At 63.1% G+C, this 24364-nt stretch carries 20 protein-coding genes; 16 read left to right on the top strand and 4 right to left on the bottom strand.

Annotation, left to right across the window (positions count from 1 at the left end; translation table 11 throughout):
• Positions 1–74: 74 nt before the first annotated feature.
• Positions 75–1304, top strand: a complete 1230-nt coding sequence (locus tag P3T20_RS13905) for a cell division protein ZipA C-terminal FtsZ-binding domain-containing protein (protein WP_429287120.1) — start codon at positions 75–77, stop codon at positions 1302–1304.
• Between the two features lie 124 nt (positions 1305–1428).
• On the opposite strand, the gene P3T20_RS13900 is transcribed toward P3T20_RS13905, so the two are convergent.
• On the bottom strand, positions 1429–2274 hold the full coding sequence (locus tag P3T20_RS13900) for a hypothetical protein (RefSeq protein WP_429287119.1): 846 nt from the start codon (positions 2272–2274) through the stop codon (positions 1429–1431).
• Positions 2275–2499: 225 nt separating this feature from the next.
• Between P3T20_RS13900 and ligA the strand changes: the two genes are divergently transcribed.
• Both ligA and def read left to right on the top strand, forming a co-directional pair.
• Positions 2500–4551: an NAD-dependent DNA ligase LigA gene (ligA, locus tag P3T20_RS13895; RefSeq protein ID WP_429287118.1), complete on the top strand. Its 2052-nt coding sequence runs from the start codon at positions 2500–2502 to the stop codon at positions 4549–4551.
• Positions 4548–5081 carry a peptide deformylase gene (def, locus tag P3T20_RS13890; protein WP_074264274.1) on the top strand — a complete coding sequence of 178 codons (534 nt, stop codon included), beginning with the start codon at positions 4548–4550 and terminating at the stop codon, positions 5079–5081. Before ligA ends, def begins: the two co-directional genes overlap by 4 nt.
• A gap of 172 nt (positions 5082–5253) precedes the next feature.
• Here def and P3T20_RS13885 read toward each other — a convergent pair whose 3' ends face one another.
• The 3 genes from P3T20_RS13885 to map are packed head-to-tail and all read right to left on the bottom strand — an operon-like array spanning position 5254 to position 10574.
• Positions 5254–7143 (bottom strand): pseudouridine synthase, encoded by a 1890-nt coding sequence (locus tag P3T20_RS13885; protein ID WP_429287117.1) that lies wholly within the window; start codon positions 7141–7143, stop codon positions 5254–5256.
• A 6-nt stretch (positions 7144–7149) separates the two neighbouring features.
• Complete coding sequence (locus P3T20_RS13880; RefSeq protein WP_074264276.1) at positions 7150–9729, bottom strand: [protein-PII] uridylyltransferase; 2580 nt, start codon at positions 9727–9729, stop codon at positions 7150–7152.
• Between the two features lie 29 nt (positions 9730–9758).
• A complete protein-coding gene (gene map, locus P3T20_RS13875) occupies positions 9759–10574 on the bottom strand; it encodes a type I methionyl aminopeptidase (protein WP_074264277.1) in 816 nt (271 codons plus the stop codon).
• Positions 10575–10938: 364 nt separating this feature from the next.
• On the opposite strand from map, the gene rpsB reads away from it, so the two are divergent.
• From rpsB to lpxA, 13 genes are all read left to right on the top strand, one after another.
• Positions 10939–11691, top strand: a complete 753-nt coding sequence (gene rpsB / locus P3T20_RS13870) for a 30S ribosomal protein S2 (protein ID WP_074264278.1) — start codon at positions 10939–10941, stop codon at positions 11689–11691.
• 171 nt (positions 11692–11862) lie between these two features.
• The gene (gene tsf / locus P3T20_RS13865; protein WP_074264279.1) at positions 11863–12744 is read left to right on the top strand and encodes a translation elongation factor Ts; all 882 of its coding nucleotides are present in this window, start codon (positions 11863–11865) and stop codon (positions 12742–12744) included.
• A 221-nt stretch (positions 12745–12965) separates the two neighbouring features.
• The gene (gene pyrH / locus P3T20_RS13860) at positions 12966–13679 is read left to right on the top strand and encodes a UMP kinase (protein WP_074264280.1); all 714 of its coding nucleotides are present in this window, start codon (positions 12966–12968) and stop codon (positions 13677–13679) included.
• A 98-nt stretch (positions 13680–13777) separates the two neighbouring features.
• The gene (gene frr / locus P3T20_RS13855; RefSeq protein WP_074264281.1) at positions 13778–14338 is read left to right on the top strand and encodes a ribosome recycling factor; all 561 of its coding nucleotides are present in this window, start codon (positions 13778–13780) and stop codon (positions 14336–14338) included.
• A gap of 64 nt (positions 14339–14402) precedes the next feature.
• Positions 14403–15185, top strand: a complete 783-nt coding sequence (locus tag P3T20_RS13850) for an isoprenyl transferase (RefSeq protein ID WP_074264282.1) — start codon at positions 14403–14405, stop codon at positions 15183–15185.
• Positions 15179–16000, top strand: a complete 822-nt coding sequence (locus P3T20_RS13845) for a phosphatidate cytidylyltransferase (protein ID WP_074264283.1) — start codon at positions 15179–15181, stop codon at positions 15998–16000. The genes P3T20_RS13850 and P3T20_RS13845 overlap by 7 nt, the downstream gene beginning before the upstream one ends.
• Positions 16001–16010: 10 nt before the next feature.
• Positions 16011–17216 carry a 1-deoxy-D-xylulose-5-phosphate reductoisomerase gene (locus P3T20_RS13840; RefSeq protein WP_074264284.1) on the top strand — a complete coding sequence of 402 codons (1206 nt, stop codon included), beginning with the start codon at positions 16011–16013 and terminating at the stop codon, positions 17214–17216.
• 7 nt (positions 17217–17223) lie between these two features.
• Positions 17224–18618 (top strand): RIP metalloprotease RseP, encoded by a 1395-nt coding sequence (rseP, locus tag P3T20_RS13835; RefSeq protein WP_074264285.1) that lies wholly within the window; start codon positions 17224–17226, stop codon positions 18616–18618.
• Positions 18619–18684: 66 nt separating this feature from the next.
• Positions 18685–20988 (top strand): outer membrane protein assembly factor BamA, encoded by a 2304-nt coding sequence (bamA, locus tag P3T20_RS13830; RefSeq protein ID WP_429287116.1) that lies wholly within the window; start codon positions 18685–18687, stop codon positions 20986–20988.
• A gap of 52 nt (positions 20989–21040) precedes the next feature.
• Positions 21041–21601: an OmpH family outer membrane protein gene (locus P3T20_RS13825; protein WP_429287169.1), complete on the top strand. Its 561-nt coding sequence runs from the start codon at positions 21041–21043 to the stop codon at positions 21599–21601.
• Positions 21602–21645: 44 nt separating this feature from the next.
• Positions 21646–22773 carry a UDP-3-O-(3-hydroxymyristoyl)glucosamine N-acyltransferase gene (gene lpxD, locus P3T20_RS13820; RefSeq protein ID WP_429287115.1) on the top strand — a complete coding sequence of 376 codons (1128 nt, stop codon included), beginning with the start codon at positions 21646–21648 and terminating at the stop codon, positions 22771–22773.
• A 193-nt stretch (positions 22774–22966) separates the two neighbouring features.
• Positions 22967–23434 carry a 3-hydroxyacyl-ACP dehydratase FabZ gene (gene fabZ, locus P3T20_RS13815; RefSeq protein ID WP_074264289.1) on the top strand — a complete coding sequence of 156 codons (468 nt, stop codon included), beginning with the start codon at positions 22967–22969 and terminating at the stop codon, positions 23432–23434.
• Between the two features lie 140 nt (positions 23435–23574).
• Positions 23575–24363: an acyl-ACP--UDP-N-acetylglucosamine O-acyltransferase gene (lpxA, locus tag P3T20_RS13810; protein WP_429287114.1), complete on the top strand. Its 789-nt coding sequence runs from the start codon at positions 23575–23577 to the stop codon at positions 24361–24363.
• Position 24364 lies beyond the last annotated feature (1 nt).

Here is a 24364-nt window from a genome sequence, read left to right as displayed (position 1 = left end):
CCCGCTGCGGCAAGCTTGCCGCGCGGCGCAGGCTCAGACGCCGCGCAAACAGAAGAATTGCTGATGGAGCATGCATGGACGAGTTGACACTCGGTTTGATCGGCGCGGGTGCCGTGGTGGTCGGGGGCGTGGTGGTCTACAACGCATGGCAAGGCGCGAAGGTGCGCCGCCGGATGCCGCGGCCGATGCCGGCCGATACTGCCGAGGCCTTTGCACGGGAAGACCAGGAAGAACAAAGCCCGTTCATCGAACCGGCCCGGCCGACCACTCGCCGCGAGCCCGTGTCGGATGACGCGACCGATACCGGGTCGCGCGTCGAACCTACCTTCGGCACGGCGCCGCCGCTCGACACCCCCGCGGATATCCAGGCCGAGACGACTACGCCGAATGGTTTCCCCGAGCCGCAAACCGAGGGCGTGCCCACTAGTGCCGACGAGCCCTCTGAGCCGATTATGCCGGCCGCGACAACGATCTCTTCTGCACCGCCTGCGATCGTGGATCGGCGCATTGATTGCATCGTGCCGGTTCGCCTCGCCGGTCCGCTGGCAGGCGACAAGGTGATTCCGCTTGCGCAACGTCTGCGCCGTGCGGGCAGCAAGCCGGTGCATATCGAGGGCAAGCCGGAAGGCGGCGGCGCATGGGAACTGCTGCAGAACGGCGTGCGCTACGAAGAACTGCGTGCAGCCGCGCAACTGGCTAACCGCAGTGGTCCGCTGAATGAACTGGAGTTTTCCGAGTTCGTCACGGGCGTGCAGCAGTTTGCCGATGCCATCGACGCGGCTCCCGAATTCCCCGACATGATGGAAACGGTGGCGATGGCACGCGAGCTGGACGGTTTCGCCGCCCAATGCGATGCGCAACTGTCGATCAACGTGCTGTCGGACGGGGCGCCGTGGTCGGCGAACTATGTGCAGGCCGTGGCTTCGCAGGACGGCCTGCTGCTTTCGCGCGACGGCACGCGTTTCGTCAAGCTCGACGCCCGGCAAAGCCCAGTGTTCATGCTGCAGTTCGGCGATACCAACTTCCTGCGCGACGACCTCACCTACAAGGGCGGCCAGATGATCACGCTGGTGCTCGACGTGCCGGTGGCCGATGAAGACATCCTGCCGTTCCGGCTGATGTGCGACTACGCCAAGTCGCTGTCGGAGCGGATTGGCGGCCGGGTGGTGGACGATGGGCGCCGTCCGCTGCCGGAAACGTCGTTGCTGGCGATTGAGAAGCAGTTGATGACGCTGTACGCCAAGCTGGAGCAAGCTGGGATTCCGGCGGGTTCGCCGGCCACGCGGCGGTTGTTTAGCCAGTAAACCGTTGGCGGTTGCGGCAGCTGGGCTCGCGCAATAATAGGGCGCCTCGACTGTGCCGCCGCCCCTTCGACGCCACGATTAAAGCTGCGTGTGCCGGTCTCGCCAGCGTCGCACGCACCCTGCTTCAGTCGACCTCCTTCGGCCATGCGCCGCCGCTGATCCACGCCTTGATCGCGGCGACCACCGCTTCATCCTGTCCATTGAAGCCGTGATGGCCCATTGCCTCGCATGGGTTGCCGCGTGCGTTTCCGCCGCTGACAGCAATGAAATCATGACCATCGTCCGCGATACGCTTCGCTGCACTGAACGAACAGAGATAGCAGCCGTCGTCTTCGTGATGCACGAAGAGCTGACGTGCGTGGATCTCGCCGTAGTTGAAGCCGGCCAGCGGCAGCGCCTGACCACGCGCTGGACTGCTTAGCGTCGAGGTATGGACGACCGCGTCCCAGGTATCGGGCAGCGCCCGGCCGACAAACGCAGAAGAAATCGTCCCCCGACTTGTGCCGACGAGCACGAGTTTCGCCTGCGGAAAGCGCGTGCGCAGGTCAGCCGCGACACGCGCGAGGTCCTGTGCATGGCGCGGCGACGCGCGGAAGCTGTCGGAGTAGCCGCCAGGCTGATCGGACGGCGTATCGACCAGTGCAGTGGCAAAGCGGTCGTCGACCAGCAAGGTGCGCGCTCGCACGAGGAAGTTTTTCTTCAGACCCAGCCTGATAGTGCCGTCGCTCGCCTGCGCCAGTTGCAATGCCCCGTCGCCGCCCGCGAACATGACGAGAACCCAGTCGGGGTGACTGTCGTCCTTTTGCGTTAGCAGGTATGAGATCGTCGTGTTGTCCGCTACAGGGACGGTGACGACCTGTTCGAGCGCACACGCGGGCGCGGCGTGCCAGACGCACAGTGCAATGCAAAGCGACATGGCCAACGAGGCCAGCCGCCCGAGACCACGTCTGATCACAGTAAAACCCGTCATGGTTGTCCTTCGGTGGATATGCCGGAGCGGCATGTGGCTCATGCGCTTACAGTCGCATTCCGCTCCTCAAGTGTCAATGCAACACAGCGCACGTTAGCCGTCTGGCCAGGGCTAGCCGACGATCGGTGAGGCGGCGTACGAAACTGGCCATCCGGCCAATGTCCACGACGGGCGGTTCCTGAGATAATCTGAGGTCTGAATTTCACCGGCGGATCTTCTCAAAGCATGGCCCGAACCACCGTCCCTGACCCAGCAACGAGCAGCCCGGCCAAGCGTGCTGCGTGGTTGCGCGCGGAACTCGAACGCGCGAACCACGCGTACTACGTACTCGACCAGCCGGATCTGCCGGATGCGGAATACGACAAGCTCTTCAAGGAGCTTCAACAGATCGAGACGGAGCATCCGGATCTGATCACACCGGACTCGCCTACCCAGCGCGTCGGCGGCGAGGCCGCGAGCGGCTTCGAACCGGTCCTGCACGACCAGCCGATGCTCTCGCTGAACAATGGCTTTGCCGATGAAGACATCGCGGCGTTCGACAAACGCATTGCCGATGCGCTCGGCAAAACGCCGGTCAGTTACGCCTGCGAGCTCAAGTTCGACGGCCTGGCCATTTCGCTGCGCTATGTGGATGGGCACTTCGTGCAGGCCTCCACGCGCGGTGACGGCACGACCGGCGAAGATGTGACCGGTAATGTCCGCACGATCCGGTCCATCCCGTTGACGCTCAAGGGTAAGCGTGTGCCGAAGGTGCTCGACGTGCGCGGTGAAGTGCTGATGTTCAAGCGCGATTTCGAACGTCTCAACGAGCGGCAACGTGCGGCGGGTCTCAAGGAATTTGCCAACCCGCGTAACGCCGCGGCCGGTAGTTTGCGCCAGCTCGATTCGAAGATCACGGCGCAGCGCCCGCTGTCTTTCTTCGCCTATGGGATCGGTGTGCTCGACGGCGAGCCGATGCCGGCTACCCATAGTGTGCTGCTCGATTGGTATGGCGAAATGGGCTTGCCGGTCAACAGCGAGCGAGCGGTGGTGGAGGGCGTGGAGGGGCTGCTGGGGTTCTTCCATAAGGTGGGCGAGAAGCGCGACGGGCTACCGTACGATATCGACGGCGTGGTGTACAAGGTCAACGCCCGCGACGAGCAGGACGTACTCGGCTTCGTCTCGCGCGCTCCGCGCTTTGCGCTCGCGCACAAGTTTCCGGCCCAGGAAGCGCTGACGAAGCTGCTGGCGATCGACGTGCAGGTTGGCCGTACGGGAGCAATCACGCCGGTGGCACGTCTCGAGCCGGTGTTCGTCGGCGGCGCGACGGTGACGAATGCCACGTTGCACAACGAAGACGAAGTGCGCCGCAAAGATATCCGTATCGGCGATACCGTGATCGTGCGGCGCGCCGGCGACGTGATCCCGGAAGTGGTGAGCGCGCTCATGGACCGGCGTCCGGCGGACGCCACTGAGTTTGTGATGCCCACGCAGTGCCCAATTTGCGGCTCGGCCATCGAACGTTTGCCTGACGAGGCAATCGCCCGCTGCACGGGCGGCCTGTTTTGTCCGGCGCAGCGCAAGCAGGCCCTGTGGCATTTCGCGCAACGCCGCGCGCTGGATATCGACGGGCTCGGCGAGAAGATCATCGACCAACTGGTCGAACTGAAGCTCGTGCGTACGCCCGCCGATCTGTTCAATCTCGGTTTTACGACGTTGGCCGAGCTCGATCGCTTCGCCGAAAAGTCCGCGCAGAACCTGCTCGACTCGCTCGAAAAGGCCAAGCACACGACTCTTGGCCGTTTCCTGTACGCGCTCGGAATTCGTCAGGTGGGCGAATCGACGGCTAAGGATCTGGCAAAGCACTTCGGTTCGCTCGATCCAATCATGAACGCCACGGTCGAGGAACTACTGGAAGTGAATGATGTAGGACCGGTGGTGGCCGAGTCGATTCATCAGTTTTTCGCCGAAGAGCACAACCGGACGGTGATCGAGCAGTTGCGCGCGCCTGGCAAGGTGACCTGGCCGGAAGGGCCGCCGGCGCCCAAGGCGCCACAAGGCTTGCTGGCGGGCAAGACGATTGTGCTGACGGGCACTTTACCGACGCTGGCCCGTGAAGAAGCCAAGGAAATGCTTGAAGCAGCGGGCGCCAAGGTGGCCGGTTCGGTGTCGAAGAAAACCGATTACGTCGTGGCTGGCGCCGAGGCAGGCAGCAAACTTGTGAAAGCTGAGGAACTCGGCATCCCGGTACTCGACGAAGATGGTATGCGTAAGCTCCTGGAGGGGCAGATAACATGATCCGCGAAATTCTCAAGATGGGCGATCCGCGTCTTTTGCGCATCGCCGCTCCGGTCGACCACTTCGACACGCCCGACCTGCATGCCCTCATCAAGGACATGTTCGAGACCATGCACGACGCCAATGGCGCGGGGCTCGCTGCGCCGCAGATCGGGGTCGATCTGCAGGTCGTGATTTTCGGTTTTGGGCACAACGAACGCTATCCGGATGCGCCGCCGGTGCCGGAAACGGTATTGATCAATCCGACCATTACCCCGGTGTCGCAGGATATGGAAGAGGGTTGGGAAGGCTGTCTTTCGGTACCGGGTCTGCGCGGCGCCGTCAGCCGTTTTTCGATGATCCGCTATCACGGCTTCGACCAGTTCGGCAATCCGATAGACCGTGTCGCCGAAGGCTTCCATGCCCGCGTCGTCCAGCACGAGTGCGATCACCTGATCGGCAAGCTCTACCCGATGCGGATCAACGATTTCGCGAAGTTCGGCTTCACGGAAGTGCTGTTTCCGGATCTGGATCCGAATAGCGACGACTGAGCGCGAAGGGTGGCCGTGAGGCCTCCGAGCGTTCGATCGCCTTGATAGAAAAAGAAAGCCCACGCATTTGCGTGGGCTTTTGCACATCGGCCGGATGGGTGCTTACAGCGCACCTCGGCACAGCGCTCGACGCGTGCGGCGGCCGGCCCGTCACACGGCTATACGATCAGACTCAGAACGACTCGTCGTGCGCCAGGTAGCGCCATTGCCCCGGCGGCAACGCACCGAGCGGCACGCTGCCCATACGCACGCGTTTGAGGCCGACTACTTCCAGGCCGACCAGCTCGCACATGCGCCGGATCTGACGTTTCTTGCCTTCACGCAGCACGAAGCGCAACTGTTCGCCGTTCTGCCAGCTAACCTTGGCCGGCTTGAGCGGCACGTCGTCGAGTTCCAGACCGTGACGCAGCAACTCGAGGCTTTCGAGGGGGAAGTGCTTGTCGATCTCGGTCGTCATGTCGCCGTAGGTCACGCGCACCAGATACTCCTTCTCGACCTCCGAATGCCCGCCGATCAGCCGTTTCGCGATCCGGCCGTCCTGGGTCAGTACCAGCAGGCCGGTGGAGTCGATGTCGAGCCGGCCCGCCGGAGCAAGCTGACGCAGATGCGATACCGAGAAACGGATATCCGAGTTGTCGGCTTCCCAGCGGTTTTCCGGTGTAACGAGCGTGACGGCTGGCTGGTAGCCGTCTTCCGCCTGACCCGAGACATAGCCAACCGGCTTATGGATGAGGATCGTGACGAGGCGTGCCTGAATCGCCTGCGCGGCCGGGTCGATCTCGATGCGCTGGTCCGGGCGGACCTTGGAGCCGAGCGTGTCGATTTTTTCACCATCGACGCGCACCCAGCCGTTTTCGATCCACTCGTCCGCTTCGCGGCGAGAACACAGCCCAAGCTCCGACATCAGCTTCGACAGCCGTAACGTGCCGGGGGCATCGTCGCGATCGCGGCGATGCGCGGTGGCCGGGGGCGGAGCGGATCCTTCACTGCGCTCGGGGCGCGCTGGTTTGCCGGCGCGCGGCGGACGCTCCGAATGTTCTGCGCGTGGCGGCCGATCGCCGAACCCGCGTGCGGCAGGTGCTCGTGCTCCACGATCCTCGCGCGGCGCGCGTTCGGCGCGATCTCCGTACGCACGCTTGACGGGCGCGGCGAAAGAACGCTCGCCGCGCTCGGAAACATTGCGCTCACCGGAAGCCGAGCGACCTTCGCGGCCACCTGGTGTGCTTCGGCGTGCGCTTTCGTCGCGCGGTGCCCGCTCGAACGTGCGGCGCTCGTCGGAACCGCTGCGGCCTGCGCCAAAGCGCGGGCGCTCGGACGTGCCACGTTCGCGCGACTCTCCACGTTCGTTGTGTCCCGGGCTTTCTCCACGGGGACCGGTGTTGAAGCTGCCGCCGGCGCGCGGGCCGGTTGGGCGGCGGGCATCGTCTGCGCTGCGAGGGCCACGCGGTGCGCCAAATGCCGGGCGGCCGGTGCCTTCGTCGCGGGCGAAGCGTGCTGGCCGCTCGCCTTCAGCGCGGCGCGGCGCGCGGTCGCCCTCAGAACGGCGCGGAGCGCCGCTGGGGCCGTCGCGACGAGGCGCTCGCTCGCTTCGCTCACCCGCTGCGAAACTGCGCGGTGGGCGTTCGGTCCGTTCACCGTCGAACTTGCGCGGCGGACGTTCAGTCCGCTCGCCGTCGAACTTGCGCGGCGCACGCTCTGCGCGCTCACCCTCAAACCTCCGCGGCGCACCCGCATCACCATCACGCCGCGGCGGCCGATCCGACGACGTACGCCGTGCAGCGCCACTAGCCCCCGCATCGCGATCGCGCGAAAAAGAACCCTCCGCACGCGGCGGCCGCGCGCCACCTTGCGTGCGCCCAGCGCCGCCCGCAAAACCCACAGACTTACCCGCCGGTCGCTTACCGGTGTCCGCCGGTTTGGCTTCCCGCCCACCGGCGGCCGGCGTGGCGGGCCGCGGCCCGGCAGGGCGCGTCGGCTTACGCGCGGTCGTACTACCCGAGCGAACAGGGGCGCGTTCGGACGAAGCCGACCGCGGATGCTTGGCTGTCAATTTGACTCGCATGAAATCTCACACTGCGATCGCGCGCAGCAGTTCGGTCTCGACCTGAATTTGCAGGCGGTTGTCCGAGAGGCCGCGTCCATCCAGCAGGAACACGTCCTCTACGCGTTCGCCGAGCGTATTGATCCGCGCCGATTGGACGCCGACCTGGTGCTCGGCCAGCACGCGCGCGATCGAATAAAGAAGGCCTGGCCGGTCGTTCGCCGACACGGACAGGATGTAGTACTGGCCACGTTCGTCGGCCCGAAGGTCGACGCGCGGCGTCACAGGGAAGGTCCGCGACAGGCGCGACAGGCGCCCCTTCGACGGATCCGGCAGCAGGGTGCCGTCCGCCGTGAGGCGCGCGGTCAGTTCCTGTTCCACCAGATTGGCGATGTCACGATAATGCACGTCTTCTTCGGTGTGCTGGACAATAAAATTATCCAGCGCGTAGCCGTGCCGGGTCGTGCTGACGCGAGCGTCGAGCACCGACAGGCCGTTCTTGTCGAAGTACGCGCAGATACCGGCAAAGAGGTCAGGGCGGTCCTTCACATAAACCAGCACCTGCAGGGCTTCGCCGACTGGCGACGGACGCGCGCGGACGATCGGCGTAGGCGTCTCGACATGACGGTACAGCACACGCGTTTGCCACGCGATATCCGCCGCGTCGTGACGCAGAAAATAGCCGACGTCCAGCTTGTCCCACAGCGCCTGGTGCGCGTTCTCCGGTACCGTTTCGAGCCGCAGCAGCGCAAGCGCCTCCTCCTGACGCGATTTCAGTTCGGAGTGCGCATCAGGGCGTGCGCCGCCGAGCACCGCAAGCGTGGCCCGGTACAGGTCTTCGAGCAGCTTGCCTTTCCAGCCATTCCAGACCTTCGGACTGGTGCCGCGAATATCGGCGACGGTCAGCAGGTACAGCGCCGTCAGACGCCGTTCGGTGCCCACCTGCTCCGCAAAGCGCTTGATGACTTCAGGGTCGCTCGTGTCCTGCTTCTGCGCGACCTGGCTCATCGTCAGGTGGTGCTGGACCAGCCACACCACCAGATCGCCATCGCCGTTTTCGATGCCGTGTTCGCGGCAAAAGCGCCGCGCGTCGGCCATGCCGAGCGTGGAGTGGTCGCCGCCGCGGCCCTTGGCGATGTCGTGGAACAGCGCCGCCACGTACAGCACCCACGGACGCTCGAAGTTGGCGATCAGCTGGCTGCAGAACGGGTACTCGTGCGCATGTTCCGCAATCGCGAAGCGGCGCAGGTTGCGCAGCACCATCAGGATATGCTGGTCGACCGTGTAGACGTGATACAGGTCATGCTGCATCTGCCCGACGATACGACGGAAATTCAGCAGATAGCGCCCGAGGACGCTCGTCTGGTTCATCAACCGCAGCGCGTGCGTGATGCCGGCGGGCTGCTTCAGAATTTCCATGAACAGATGCCGGTTTTCCGGATCGCGGCGCCAGTGCTGATCCATCGCGTCGCGCGCGTTGTAGATCGCGCGTAGCGTGCGCGCCGAGAGACCCTTCACCCCAGGCGTTTGCTCGTAGAGCAGAAATGCTTCGAGGATCGCGTTTGGCTCGCGTTCGAACACGTCGTCGCGGGCGATTTCGAGCATGCCCTGTTTCTCGACGAAACGCTCCGAAAGAACTCGTGTGATACCACTCGTGTTCGGGAACAGTTGCGCTTCGATATTCTGGATCAGGATCGTCGACAACTGGGTGACTGCCTTGGCAGCCCAGTAGTAGCGGCGCATCAACTGCTCGCTGGCGCGCTTGGTGGCGGTCGGCTTGTAGCCGAAGCTTTCGGCCACTGCCGTCTGCAGGTCGAACACCAGAATGTCCTGGCGCCGTCCCGCAATCACGTGCAGGCGGGCGCGTAGCGCCTTCAGAAAACCCTCGTTGCGCTCGAGTTCGCGTGCTTCGCGCTCGGTAATCAGGCCGCGCGTTTCCAGTTCCTGCCAGCTGCTGCCGAAGCTAGCCGCCTGGGTCACCCACAGGATCAGTTGCAGATCGCGCAGGCCGCCGGGGCTTTCCTTGATGTTCGGCTCGAGCGCGTAGGGCGTGTCCTGGAATTTGGCATGCCGCTGGCGCATCTCCAGCACTTTCGCCTGGAAGAACGCGCGTGGATCGAGCGCCTCCCGATAACGTTGCGCGAATTCATCGAATAGCGCGCTGCTGCCGGTAATACGGCGCGCTTCCAGCAACGAGGTGCGCACGGTGACGTCATTGGCCGCCTCTTCGAGGCACTGCGAGACGGAGCGCACGCTGCTGCCGAGTTCGAGTCCGAGATCCCACGCGAGGCTGATAAAGCGCTCGATGCGTGCTTCGAGATGCGCGATCGGCTGATCGGGCAGCAAGACAAGAATGTCGATGTCCGAATGCGGCGCCAGTTCGCCGCGTCCGTACCCGCCTACCGCCAGCAGGGCGAGGGACGGCGGCAGGTCGCAGGCGTTCCATGCGGCGCGCAGCGACTCGTCTGTGGTGCGCGCGAGGGCGGCCATCAACGATTCGACGTTGGTTGCCAGCCTGAAGCGATCCAGCAGCCTGGCTTTGGCCACCTTGTAGTCGGCTTTGAGCGATGTGGCATCGGAAGGGGCGACGGCTGGAACACTGCTCATGGGCGCGCGTGAGTGGGAACGAGAGGCGGTCAGGCCGTGGTGGCGGAAGCGACAACCGGCGGACGCGCCGGGGTGCCGGCCGAGACGGTCAGCACGTCGTAACCGCTTTCGGTCACGAGCACCGTATGTTCCCACTGCGCGGACAGGCTGCGGTCCTTGGTCTTCACAGTCCACTGATCCGGCATGGTACGGATGTCGCGGCGGCCCGCGTTGATCATCGGCTCGATCGTGAAGATCATGCCCGCCTGCAACTCGAAGCCTGTGCCCGGACGGCCGTAGTGCAGGATCTGCGGATCTTCGTGAAACACCGTGCTGATCCCGTGGCCGCAATATTCGCGCACTACGCTGTAGCCTTGACCTTCAGCGTGCCGCTGGATCGCATAGCCAATGTCGCCGAGATGGGCGCCAGGCCGGACCTGGTCGATGCCGAGCCACATGCACTCGAAGGTGGTCTGCACGAGGCGTTTGGCCAGAATCGAACCTTCGCCGACGATAAACATGCGGCTCGTGTCGCCGAAGTAGCCTTCCTTGATGACGGTGATGTCGATGTTCAGCGCGTCGCCGTTCTTCAGCGTCTTGTCGCCCGGGATGCCGTGGCAGATCACGTCGTTGACGGAAATGCAGGTGGCCTTCGGATAGGGCGGGTAGCCGGGCGGCTGATAATTCAGCGGCGCCGGAACCGTGCCCTGTTCCTTCAGCATGTATTCGTGGCACAGACGGTCGAGTTCGCCGGTGGTGATGCCGGCGGTGACGAACGGGGTAATGTAGTCGAGCACTTCGCTTGCGAGGCGGCAGGCGACGCGCATCTGCGCGATATCGTGGTCGTTTTTGAGCGTAATAGCCATGAGTCGGGCCTGAAATGCGGTTATTTAAAGATTATCGCACCATATTCCGGCTCCCGCTGGCTTTTGAGAGGGCTGACGGCCCCGTCGCCGGGTGCAACCCGCCCGCCGTTTCGGGGCTGCCGGTCGGGTTGAGTCTGCCGATAGTCACGTGCTATAATCTCTGGCTAAGTCGCTCCACATTATTCTATTTTGTGGAAAAGACCCGCCTGTAGCGATAGTTGCCTGCGCTACAGGGGATTTCAAGGCAGCAGACTCGCAAGCCGGCAGCACCCAGGGTGTCCGCCGCGTCAGGTCCTCGCATATGGCGAAGACGGCGCGGTAGATGCAGCAGCCGGCTTAAGACCCAACCCTCGCGGAGATTTTCATGGCAGTTACCATGCGTCAAATGCTGGAAGCAGGTGTCCACTTCGGCCACCAAACGCGCTTCTGGAACCCGAAGATGGCCCCCTTCATTTTCGGCCATCGCAACAAGATTCACATCATCAACCTCGAAAAGACGCTGCCGATGTACAACGACGCACTGAAGTATGTGCGTCAGCTGGCAGCTAATCGCGGCACGATCCTGTTTGTCGGCACGAAGCGTCAGTCGCGCGACACGATCGCCGAAGAGGCACAACGCGCGGGCATGCCGTTCGTCAATGCACGCTGGCTCGGCGGCATGCTGACCAACTTCAAGACGCTGAAGGTTTCGATCAAGCGCCTGAAGGACATGGAAGCAGCGCTGGAAGCCGGTGAAACGGAACGCATGAGCAAGAAGGAAGCGCTGCTGTTCGAACGCGAAATCGCCAAGCTGCAAAAGTCGATTGGCGGCGTGAAGGATATGGGCGGCATTCCGGACGCCATTTTCGTGGTTGACGTCGGCTACCACAAGATTGCCGTGACCGAAGCCAACAAGCTTGGCGTGCCGGTTATCGCCGTGGTCGACACGAACCACTCGCCGGAAGGCATCGACTACGTGATCCCGGGTAACGACGACGCCAGCAAGGCAGTCGCTCTGTACACGGCTGGCGTGGCTGACGCGATCCTCGAAGGCCGTGCAAACGCGGTCAACGAAGTGGTGCAGGCTGCTCGCGGCGGTGACGGCGACGAGTTCGTCGAGGTCAACTCGGAAGCGTAAGGCTGCCCTGTGTCCGGCAAAAAAGGGGGCTTTCTACAGGCCCCCTTTTTTTAAGTCATGACACCTGGCTACAGTACAGTGCGAGAAAAATTCGCGTTGTGCGGAAACGAATTCTTGCCGCCGGCATCGAAGTGCGGGCGGTGTGTGAAAGACAGACTCTAGGAGCAAATGATGGCGGCAATTACCGCAAGCATGGTTGCAGAACTGCGCGCGAAGACCGACGCGCCCATGATGGAATGCAAGAAGGCGCTGACGGAAGCCGACGGCGACATGGAGCGCGCTGAAGAACTGCTGCGCGTGAAGCTCGGCAACAAGGCCAGCAAGGCCGCTTCGCGCGTCACCGCTGAAGGCGTGATCGCGTCGTTCATCGGCGGCAACGTCGGTGCGATCGTCGAACTGAACTGCGAAACCGACTTCGTTTCGAAGAACGACGACTTCCTGGCGTTCTCGAAGCAGATCGCCGAACTGGTCGCTGCCAAGAACCCGGCTGACGTCGCTGCACTGGCAGCCCTGCCGCTGGAAGGATCGACGGTCGACGCAGTGCGCCTCGCGCTGGTCGGCAAGATCGGCGAGAACCTGTCCATCCGCCGTTTCGTGCGTTTCGAAACCGCCAACAAGCTGGCTGCGTACCTGCACGGCACGCGTATCGGCGTGCTGGTCGAGTACACCGGCGCGGACGAGCAGGTCGGCAAGGACGTCGCCATGCACATCGCGGCCATGAAGCCGGTCTCGCTGTCGGCAGACGAAGTCCCGGCAGATCTGATCGCCAAGGAACGTAGCATTGCTGAACAGAAGGCTGCAGAATCGGGCAAGCCGGCTGAAATCGTCGCCAAGATGGTCGACGGCAGCGTGCAGAAGTACCTGAAGGAAGTGTCGCTGCTGAACCAGACGTTCGTTAAGAACGACAAACAGACGATCGAACAGATGCTGAAGGCCGCCGGCGCAAGCGTGCAGAAGTTCGCGCTGTTCGTGGTCGGCGAAGGCATCGAGAAGAAACAGGACGACTTCGCAGCAGAAGTGGCCGCTCAAGTGGCTGCTGCAAAGCAACAATAAGCATCGCCTAAGTTTCACGCTGTACCGTTGGATCCGCGGTGGGGCAAGACCTCGCCGCGGTCGGCAGCGCCGCAAGGCGGTGCGCGGGTTGACCCTCGCCGTGCCGCCGCCGCTGGCGAACCCTAGGGTTCGTCAATTTGGCGGCGCTTGCCCGAATCAGCATTTCACCCCTACAGTTAGTTCCTTGTTGTTGCCCTGTTCTGCGCGATCTGGATACCCCTATGCCCACTGCCTATAAACGCGTCCTGCTCAAACTCTCCGGTGAAGCTCTGATGGGCGATGATGCCTTTGGCATCAATCGCGCAACGATCGAAAGAATGGTGGCGGACGTGGCCGAGGTCGTGCGGCTCGGTACGCAGCTGGCCGTGGTGATCGGCGGCGGCAATATTTTCCGTGGCGTGGCAGGCGGCGCGGCCGGTATGGACCGTGCGACGGCTGACTACATGGGGATGCTGGCCACGATGATGAACGCGCTGGCGCTGCAGGACGCGATGCGCCACGCCGGTATCGAGGCGCGCGTGCAATCCGCGCTGCGCATGGACCAGGTGGTCGAGCCGTACATTCGCCCCCGGGCGATCCGCCAGCTGGAAGAAGGCAAGGTCGTGATCTTCGCGGCCGGTACCGGCAACCCGTTCTTCACGACAGATACCGCAGCGGCGCTGCGCGGTTCGGAAGTGGGTGCGGAAGTCGTGCTGAAGGCCACCAAGGTGGACGGCGTCTATTCGGCCGATCCGAAGAAAGACCCGACGGCAACGCGCTACACGACGATCAGCTTCGACGAGGCGATCGGCCGCAATCTGCAGGTCATGGACGCCACGGCGTTTGCGCTGTGCCGCGACCAGAAACTGCCGATCCGCGTGTTCTCGATTGTCAAGCCGGGTGCGCTAAAGCGCATTGTGCAAGGCGAGGACGAGGGTACGCTCGTCCACGTGTAAACTCTCGTTCACATAACGTGGGCTTTAGCGCGGGCCCGGGCCGCCGCTACTCGCGCGCTGGCCGGCTCGCACCGTTTTGAAGGTTCGGAGGTTTAAAAATGTCTGTGGCTGATATCAGGAAGGGCGTCGAGCAGAAAATGCAGCGCTCGATCGACGCGTTCAAGAACGATCTGTCGAAGATCCGTACGGGCCGTGCACACACGGGCCTGCTCGATCACATCCAGGTCGATTATTATGGCTCGCCGGTGCCGATCTCGCAGGTCGCGAACATGACGCTGATCGACGCGCGTACGATCGGCGTGCAGCCGTGGGAAAAGAAGATGGTGCCGGTCGTCGAAAAGGCGATTCGTGACTCCGATCTGGGCCTGAACCCGGCTACGCAAGGCGACGTGATCCGCGTGCCGATGCCCGCGCTGACCGAAGAACGCCGTCGCGAGCTGACCAAGGTGGCGCGTAGCGAAGCCGAAACGGCCAAGATCGCGGTGCGCAACCTGCGCCGTGATGCCAACGAGCAATTGAAGAAGCTCGTGAAAGACAAGGAAATCTCCGAAGACGACGAGCGTCGTGCCGGTGACGACGTCCAGAAGCTCACGGACAAGTTCGTCACTGAAATCGACAAGCTCGTGACGACCAAAGAAGCCGAGATCATGACGGTTTGAGGCCGTCGGGCTTCAGCATCTTCAGGTCTTTACTTCTTTTTTTGCAGTCACTGTCCCGACGGCCATGACCTATACCAGCTCAACCGTTCGCGTGCCTGATGTCGCGGCGGTGCCGCGACATATCGCGATCATCATGGACGGCAATGGCCGTTGGGCAACGCAACGCCGTCTGCCGCGCGTGGCCGGCCATACGCGCGGCGTCGACGCGGTGCGCGCCGCCGTCGAGGCGTGTGCACGCTCTGGCGTCGAATACCTGACGCTGTTCGCCTTCAGCTCCGAAAACTGGCGCCGTCCAAACGACGAAGTGTCGTTCCTGATGCGCCTGTTCGTGACCGCGCTCGAGCGTGAAGTCGGCAAGCTGCACGCCAACGGCATTCGCCTGCGCGTGGTCGGCGATCTGTCGATGTTCGACAAGCGCATCCAGGATCTGATCCGCCGCGCCGAGACCAAAACCGCCCGCAACACGCGTCTTACTCTCACCATCGCCGCCAACTACGGCGGCCGCTGGGACATCATGCAGGCCACCCGCAAGCTTGCCGAGCAATCGGCGCTGGCGGGCGTGGCCGTCGAAGTGACCGAGGAAACGTTCGCGGAGCATCTCGCCATGGCGTACGCACCGGAACCCGACCTCTTCATCCGCACCGGCGGCGAACAGCGCATCAGCAACTTCCTGCTGTGGCAGCTCGCCTATACCGAGTTCTATTTCACCGACACCTTCTGGCCGGATTTCGACGCCGAGGCGCTGCGCCACGCGATCGATTCTTATGCGGAGCGCGAACGCCGCTTCGGCCGGACGAGCGCCCAGCTCGAGCCGCAATCGCAAAACGTCGATTCGCTTCCATGCTAAAAACCCGTGTTATCACGGCGATCGTTCTGCTGGCTGTGTTTTTGCCGGTCACGCTGTTCGCGCCGGTGGGCGCGTTTGGCGCGCTGATCGCGTTCGTGCTCGTGTTTGCCGCCTGGGAATGGGCGCGTCTTCTGAAAGTCGAGGGCACGGGTCCCGTCATTTATGCGCTGGTCGCGGCGGCCGCGCTCGTCGCGAGCACGCGCCTGGGCACCGGCATGCATCTTCCGCGGCCACTCTTTCAGGCCGCTGCGGTGTTCTGGGTGCTGGCCGGTCCCTACGTGCTGCTGCGCAAGCCAACGCTGGCGCAGGGCGCCTGGCGGCTGTTCCTGTTTATCGTAGGGATCGTCGTGTTCGTGGCCTGCTGGCATGCGCTGGTCGCGGCCAGGATGGCGGGCGTGCCGTTTGTTCTGTCCCTGTTGCTGGTGGTCTGGCTGGCCGATATCGGTGCATACTTTGCGGGTAAGGCGTTCGGGCGGCACAAACTGGCGCCGGCCATCAGCCCCGGTAAGACCTGGGAAGGGGCGATCGGCGGCTGGCTGGCGGTCCTGGTCGTCGCGACGGTAGCCATCCTGGTGCACGCATTCGAGCCGACACTGTATTCTGCGCTGCTGGAGCGCCTTGGCGCGATCCGTACGCTGGTTGCGCTGACCATTCTGGTGGCCTTCAGCGTCGTGGGCGACCTGTTCGAGTCGATGTTAAAACGTCAGGCTGGCGTGAAAGATTCCAGCGGCCTGCTACCGGGCCATGGTGGCGTCCTTGACCGCATCGACGCATTGTTGCCGGTGCTGCCGCTCGCCATGCTGCTGCTCGGCTAGAGAAAGAGATATGCAAAAAAGACTGACACTGCTCGGTTCCACGGGCTCAATCGGAGACAGCACGCTCGACGTCGTCGCGCGTCATCCGGAGCGCTTCTCGGTATATGCGCTCACTGCGCATCGCAACGGCGACAAGCTCGTCGAACAATGCCTGCGTTTCAGGCCCGAAGTGGCCGTGGTCGGCGACGCCGACACGGCGGCGCAAGTCGCCGCGAAGCTGCGCGAAGCCGGCTGCAAGACCGAGGTAACGTACGGCCCGCAGGCGCTCGTCGAGGTTTCGAAGAGCGCCGGTTGCGATACGGTTGTCGCGGCCATCGTCGGCGCGGCGGGACTTGCGCCGAGCCTGGCGGCTGCGCGCGCCGGCAAGCGCATCCTGCTAGCCAACAAGGAAGCGCTGGTGATGTCCGGCGCGATCTTCATGGACGCGGTGCGCGACCACGGCGCTGTCCTGCTGCCGGTCGACAGCGAACACAACGCGATTTTCCAGTGCCTGCCGCGCGAAGCCGCGCTGCATGGCGGCGTCTCGAAGATCATCCTGACCGCGTCGGGCGGCCCGTTCCGCACGCGCGAGCCGGCCAGTCTGGTCAACGTGACACCCGATGAAGCCTGCAAGCACCCGAACTGGGTAATGGGCCGCAAGATCTCGGTCGACTCGGCAACGATGATGAACAAGGGCCTCGAAGTAATCGAAGCGCACTGGCTGTTCGCGCTGCCGGGCGAGCGCATCGAGGTGCTGATTCATCCGCAGAGCGTGATCCATTCGATGGTCTCGTACGCCGACGGTTCGGTACTCGCACAACTTGGCAATCCCGACATGCGTACGCCGATCGCGCACGCACTCGCGTTTCCCGAGCGGGTCGATTCGGGCGTGGCGCAGCTCGACCTCGTGCAGGTCGCCTCGCTATCGTTCGAAAAGCCGGATTACGCCCGTTTCCCGTGTCTGGCGTTGGCCATGAAGGCCCTCGCCGAAGGTGGTCTCGCCAGTGCGGCTTTGAACGCCGCCAACGAGATTGCCGTGGATGCATTCCTGTCGCGCAAGATCGGCTTTATGGCGATCGCGCAAGTGGTCGACGCGGTGCTGAACGCGCTGCCCAATCGTAGCGCCCACGCGCTCGACGACGTGATCGAAGCCGACGCAGCCGCGCGCCGGGCGGCGGCGGATTTTATCCAGCGTTTGCCGCAAGACGCCCTTCGCGCGGAACGTGCCGTCCAGTGAGGCGAATATGAACGTGCTGATCGAGGTGCTCGCCTTCGCGGTCGCGATAGGCGTGCTGGTGGTGGTACATGAGTACGGCCATTACAGCGTGGCGCGCCTGTGCGGCGTGAAAGTACTGCGCTTTTCGATCGGCTTCGGCAAGCCGCTGGTTCAGTGGGTGAGCCCTAAGACGGGCACCGAATGGACGATCGCCGCGTTGCCGTTGGGCGGCTACGTGAAGATGCTCGACGAGCGAGAAGTGGGCGCGCCGATTGATGCCGCCGACCTGCCGCACGCGTTTAACCGTCAGCATGTCGCGAAGCGGTTTGCGATTGTCGCGGCCGGGCCGATCGCCAATTTCATTCTTGCCATTGTGCTGTTCGCCGCCGTGTTTGGCACGGGCGTGAGCGAACCGGCTGCCATCGTTGCTGCGCCGACTCCGAACACACCTGCTGCGCTCGCCGGTTTCGACGGTGGCGAGACGGTGATCGCAGTGCGCAACGCAGATGGCGACGCCGGCTCCAGCGAACCGGTTCGTTCGTGGTCGGACCTGCGCTGGAAGATGCTGGGTGCGGCGTTCGATCATCGCCGCATCATTCTGAGCGCCAAAGACAGCCATGGGACTTTCGATTTCCCGCTGGATCTGCGCGATGTGTCCGAGAAGGATGTCGACGACGATTTCATGTCGCATCTGGGCTTCGAGCCGGGCGGCGGCAAGCTGATCGTGGCGGGCGTGCAGGCCGGCAGTGCGGCGCAGCGCGCGGGCCTCGCCGCCGGTGACCGTCTGCTGTCGATCGACGGCACGCCTACCGATAACGCCACGTCGTTCATCGCCTACATCAAGACGCACGCGGGCAAGAGCGTCACGTTGCAGGTCGCGCGGGGTGGCGATGCACAGCAGGGCGGCAAGACCGAGGACATCCATGTGGTCCCGCTCGCGCAGCACGACGACGCGAGCGGCGCGGAGGTCGGCCGGATCGGTGCGGAACTCGCGACCCAGGTGCCGTCCATCACGGTGCGTTATGGTCCGATCGAAAGTCTGCAGCTGGGCGCGCGCCGCACCTGGGATCTGGCGGCTTACTCGGTGCGCATGTTCGGCCGGATGATTACCGGCGAAGCATCGTTGAAAAACCTGTCGGGTCCGGTCACGATCGCCGACTACGCAGGTAAAAGCGCAAGGTTGGGTCCATCAGCATTCCTGTCATTCCTGGCACTGGTTAGCATCAGTCTCGGCGTACTTAACCTGCTCCCGATTCCGGTATTGGACGGGGGGCATCTGTTATATTATTTGGTTGAAGCTGCAACTGGCAAGGCGGTCTCCGACCGCTGGCAGCTCGTTCTGCAGAGAGCTGGACTGGCCTGCATCGTCGCCTTGTCGGCGATCGCGCTTTTCAACGATCTGGCCCGGCTGATCCATTTTTGACGTGTCCGGCGGCGCCCGCGAGGAGCGGCCGCCCAGCATGATTGAGCTTTACATTGGGGAAGTACGTTGTCGAAACCTCGTCGCCTTGTACCTAAATCGGTCGCCGCTGCTGCTTTAGCCGCGCATGGGTTAGCTGCCCATGCTACGTCGCCGTTTGTGGTGCAAGACATCCGCATCGATGGGCTGCAGCGCATCGAGCCCGGCACGGTGTTCGCCTACCTGCCGATCCAGCGAGGGGATATTTTTTCTGACGACAAGGCCTCCGAAGCGATTCGCGCGCTGTATGCGACCGGCTTCTTCAATGACGTGAAGATCCTTACCGAGGGCGCAGTCGTGATCGTGCAGGTGACGGAGCGCCCGGCGATCGGCACAATCGACTTCTCCGGGCTGCGCGAATTCGACAAGGACAATCTGAGCAAGGCGCTTCGCTCGGTCGGGCTGTCGCAAGGCCGTTTCTACGACATGGCGCTCGCCCAGAAGGCCGAGCAGGAACTGAAGCGTCAATACCTCACGCACGGCTACTACGCGGCTGAAGTCAGGACAACGGTCACGCCGATCGACCAGGATCGCGTGGCACTGCTGTTCTCGGTGGACGAAGGTCCGAGCGCAAAGATTCGCCAGATCAACTTCATCGGCAACAAGGCGTTCACCGACAGCGCGCTGTCCGATGAGATGCAGCAGGCCACGCCGAACTGGTTCTCGTGGTACACGAAGAACGACCTGTACTCGAAAGACACGCTGACCAGCGATCTCGAGAAGGTTCGCTCGTACTACCTGAATCGCGGCTACCTCGAGTTCTCGTTCGACTCGACGCAGGTCTCGCTGTCGCCGGACAGGAAAGACATGTACCTCACGCTCACCCTGCATGAGGGCGAGCCGTACACGATTTCCGGCATCCACCTGGCCGGTGATCTGCTGGACCGCGAAGCTGAACTCGACTCGCTAGTCAAGATCAGATCCGGCGAGGTTTTTTCGGCTGAGAAGCTGCAGGCCACCACCAAAGCGCTCATCGACAAGCTCGGCGAATATGGCTATGCCTTCGCCACGGTGAACGCCCAGCCGCTGATCGACCAGCAACATCACACGGTCGGCCTGACGCTGCAAGTGGACCCGAGCCGGCGCGTCTATGTGCGCCGCGTCAACATCGTCGGCAACGTTCGCACGCGCGACGAAGCGGTGCGCCGTGAAATGCGCCAGTTCGAGAGTTCGTGGTTCGATGCGAATCGCCTCGCGTTGTCCAAGGATCGATTGAACCGCCTCGGCTACTTCTCGGACGTGGACGTGACCACGGTGCCCGTCGAAGGCACGACGGACCAGGTGGACGTGAACGTCAAGGTCACAGAAAAGCCGACCGGCTCGATCACGCTCGGCGTCGGTTACGGCTCGGGCGAAGGCCCGATCCTCTCGGCGGGCATTTCGCAGGACAACGTGTTTGGCTCCGGCACGAGCCTCGCGGTGAACATCAACACGGCGAAGACCTACCGCACCCTGACTGTTACTCAGGTCGATCCATACTTCACGGTGGACGGCATCAGGCGCATTAGCGACGTCTACTATCGCACGCAGCAGCCGTTGTACTACTCCGCGGATTCGAGCTTCAAGATCGTCACCTTGGGCGGTGACGTCAGGTTCGGTATCCCGTTCTCGGAAGTCGATACGGTCTATTTCGGCGCCGGTGTTGAGCAAAATACGCTCGATGTAGACGCTGCCACGCCGCAAACCTATATCGACTACGTGAACGAATTCGGCCGGGTGTCGAACAACGTGCCGATAACAGCGGGCTGGACACGCGATGCGCGCGACAGCGCACTGGTGCCGAGTCGTGGCTACTTTACTCAGGCGAATGCCGAACTCGGCACGCCGGCGGGCGGCACGCAGTATTACAAGGCCGACATCAGCGCGCAGTACTATTATTCGTTTGCGCGTGGTTTCGTCCTGGGTTTCAATCTCCAGGGCGGTTACGGCAGCGGCGTCGGCGGCAAGCCTTTTCCGATCTTCAAGAATTACTACGCGGGCGGTATCGGGACGGTGCGCGCCTATGAGCCGAGCTCCCTGGGGCCGCGCGACGCAACGACAGGCGACCCGATCGGCGGCTCGAAGCTGCTGGTGGGGAACGTCGAATTGACGTTCCCCTTGCCGGGCACAGGCTATGATCGCACCCTGCGAGTGTTTACGTTTCTCGACGCAGGCAACGTCTGGGGCGATGAAGGCAACAGCGTGGGGGCAAACGGCTTGCGTTACGGTTACGGCGTCGGTCTTGCGTGGATCTCGCCGATCGGACCGCTAAAACTGAGTCTGGGTTTCCCGCTCACCAGGCACAACGGCGACCAGTACCAGAAATTCCAGTTCCAGCTCGGAACGGCATTCTGATTGGATGGTCCGGGATAACCCGGGCCTCTTTTACAGTATCGAGAGGATGACTTTGCGAACCGGTATGTTTTCGAAACGTGTGACGTGCGCCTTTGCGACGTGCGCGCTTGTGCTGTCAATGACTTTGAGCGCGGGTGTAGCGCACGGACAGGAAGCCAGGATTGCCGCCGTCAACTCGGATCGCATCCTGCGCGAGTCGGCTGCCGCGAAGGCGGCGCAGACCAAACTCGAGGCCGAATTCGCAAAACGCGACAAGGATCTGCAGGATATGGCGCAGAAGCTGAAGTCGATGTCGGATGCGCTGGACAAGAACGGCGCGTCGATGGCGCCGGCCGATCGCGCGGAAAAGCAGCGCGACCTGTCGCAACTGGACACCGATTTTCAGCGCAAGCAGCGTGAGTTCCGCGAAGACCTGAACCAGCGTCGCAATGAGGAACTGGCAGCCGTGCTCGACCGCGCCAACAAGGTGATCAAGCAGATCGCCGAGCAGCAGCACTACGACCTGATCGTGCAGGAAGCGGTGTATGTGAGCCCGCGCATCGACATTACCGACCAGGTCCTCAAGGCCCTGGCGGCGTCTGCGAATGGCGCGTCGGCCCCGGCCGGCAACTGAAGCGGTAACCGAACTGGCAACTGAAAAGCAGGAGCAGTACACGCATGGCATTTACGCTCGAGGACATCGTCCAGCAGTTCGGCGGTGAAGTAGTCGGAGATCGCTCGCACCGCGTGGGCAGCCTGGCCCCGTTGGACCAGGCAGGCCCGAATCAGCTGGCGTTCCTCGCCAATCCGAAATATCTGTCGCAGGTTGAGACTACCCGCGCGGGTGCGGTGCTGATCAACGCTGAAGATCTCGCCAAACTAGGCGGCGCGCCCGAAGCGGGCGCCGACGGCGCCCGCTTGCACGGCGCCCGTTTGCACGGCGCCCGCAATTTCATCGTCACGCCCAACCCCTACGCTTACTTCGCGCGAGTCGCGCAGACGTTCATCGACATGGCCGCGCCCAAGCCCGTGCCGGGCGTGCATGCCAGCGCGACGATCGATCCGTCGGCGCAGATCGCTGCAAGCGCGGTGATCGGCCCGCACGTCACGGTGGAAGCCGGCGCGGTGATCGGTGAGCACGTGCGGCTGGACGCGAACGTGGCGATCGGCCGCGACACGCAGATCGGTGCCGGCTCGCACCTGTATCCGAACGTCAGCGTGTACTACGGCTGCAAGATTGGCGAGCGTGTCATCATTCACGCCGGTGCCGTGATCGGTTCCGACGGCTTCGGCTTTGCGCCGGACTTCGTCGGCGAAGGCGAATCCCGTACGGGCAGCTGGGTCAAGATTCCGCAGGTCGGCGCTGTATCGATTGGCCCCGATGTCGAAATCGGCGCCAATACGACGATCGACCGCGGCGCCATGGCCGATACCGTGATCGAAGAATCCGTGAAGATCGACAACCTGGTGCAGATCGGTCATAACTGCAGGATTGGCGCGTACACGGTCATTGCCGGCTGCGCGGGCATTGCCGGCAGCACCACGATTGGCCGTCATTGCATGATCGGTGGCGCGGTGGGTATCGCCGGACACGTTACACTGGCCGATCATGTGATCGTCACCGCCAAGTCGGGCGTGTCGAAATCGTTGCTGAAACCGGGCATGTACACGAGTGCATTCCCGGCCGTGAACCACGCCGACTGGAACAAGAGCGCAGCATTGTTGCGCAACCTCGATAAACTGCGTGACCGTATCAAGGCGCTGGAAGCGGCTGCGGCCGCCGACGCGCCAGGCAACAAGGCGTGAGCGCGGGCCGGGTCGGCGATCAGCAACGGCCCGGTTTCAAGCACGTCAAGCTGGTCAAGCAGGAAGCGTCGCGAAGGGTGACCGGGCAGGATGGGCTGCCGGGTTACAGAAAGCGGCGGCAGCACGCGTTACCAACCCACCTGAACCGTATCCGCAGTCATCATCGCGCAGTCAATGCGTGAGCAGAAACACCATGAGCACCGAAAAAATCAATCTCGACATTCATAAGATTCTCACGCTGCTGCCGCATCGTTATCCGATCCTGCTCGTTGACCGGGTGCTCGAACTCGAACCGCACAAGAGCATCAAAGCGCTGAAGAACGTGTCGATCAATGAACCGTACTTCATGGGTCACTTCCCGAGCCGTCCGGTCATGCCGGGTGTGCTGATCCTCGAGGCGCTTGCGCAGACCGCGGCGCTTTTGACGTTCTCGGAAGAGCCGCATGATCCGGCCAACACGCTGTATCTGTTCGTCGGCATCGACAACGCGCGTTTCAAGCGCGTGGTGGAGCCCGGCGATCAGCTGATCCTGAACGCAACGTTTGAGCGGCATATGCGCGGCATCTGGAAGTTCAAGGCGCGCGCCGAGGTGGATGGCGCGGTTGCCGCGGAAGCCGACCTGATGTGCGCAGTCCGTCATACGGATACGAACGGCCAGTAAGGCATGGCTGGTAACGCTGGACCGCTGACGCACGTGCATGCAACAGGCATCCGTGGGAGCGGCCAGCAATGGATAGCCGGTAGGGCGACTGACGCCCGCCTGGCCTCCGGATAACGCAACGGAATCAGAAGCGAGGGCGCATGAGCAGGATTCATCCCACTGCAATCATCGAGCCGGGCGCACAGCTCGACGAAACGGTTGAAATCGGGCCGTATGCCATTGTTGGCCCGAACGTCACGATTGGCGCGGGCACGACGATCGGCTCGCACAGTGTGATCGAAGGTCACACGACGATTGGCGAAGATAACCGCATTGGCCACTATGCATCGGTCGGTGGCCGGCCGCAGGACATGAAGTACAAGGACGAGCCGACCCGGCTCGTGATCGGCAATCGCAACACGATTCGCGAGTTCACCACGATCCACACCGGCACGATTCAGGACGCGGGCGTGACCACGCTCGGCGACGACAACTGGATCATGGCGTACGTGCACATCGGCCACGACTGCCATGTGGGCAGCAACGTGATCCTGTCGAGCAACGCGCAGATGGCCGGTCACGTGCTGATCGGCGACTATGCGATCGTCGGCGGCATGTCGGGTGTGCACCAGTACGTGCGTATCGGTGCGCATTCGATGCTGGGCGGCGCGTCGGCACTTGTGCAGGACATCCCGCCGTTCGTCATCGCTGCCGGCAACAAGGCCGAGCCGCATGGCATCAACGTCGAGGGTCTGCGCCGGCGCGGTTTTTCCGCGGACGCGATTTCGGCGCTGCGTGCCGCGTACCGCCTGCTGTACAAGAACGGCCTGTCGCTGGAAGAAGCCAAGCTGCAGCTACGCGATCTGGCCTCGGCCGGCGGGGAAGGCGACGCGCCGGTGCAGGCGCTGCTCGACTTCGTGGTCGCGTCGCAACGCGGCATCATCCGCTAAC

This window comes from Paraburkholderia sp. GAS206C, from assembly GCF_050435645.1.
In the GTDB taxonomy this organism is placed as follows: domain Bacteria; phylum Pseudomonadota; class Gammaproteobacteria; order Burkholderiales; family Burkholderiaceae; genus Paraburkholderia; species Paraburkholderia phenazinium_B.
The sequence above is the reverse complement of the archived record's forward strand: the minus strand, read 5'-3'. Positions and strand labels throughout refer to the sequence as shown.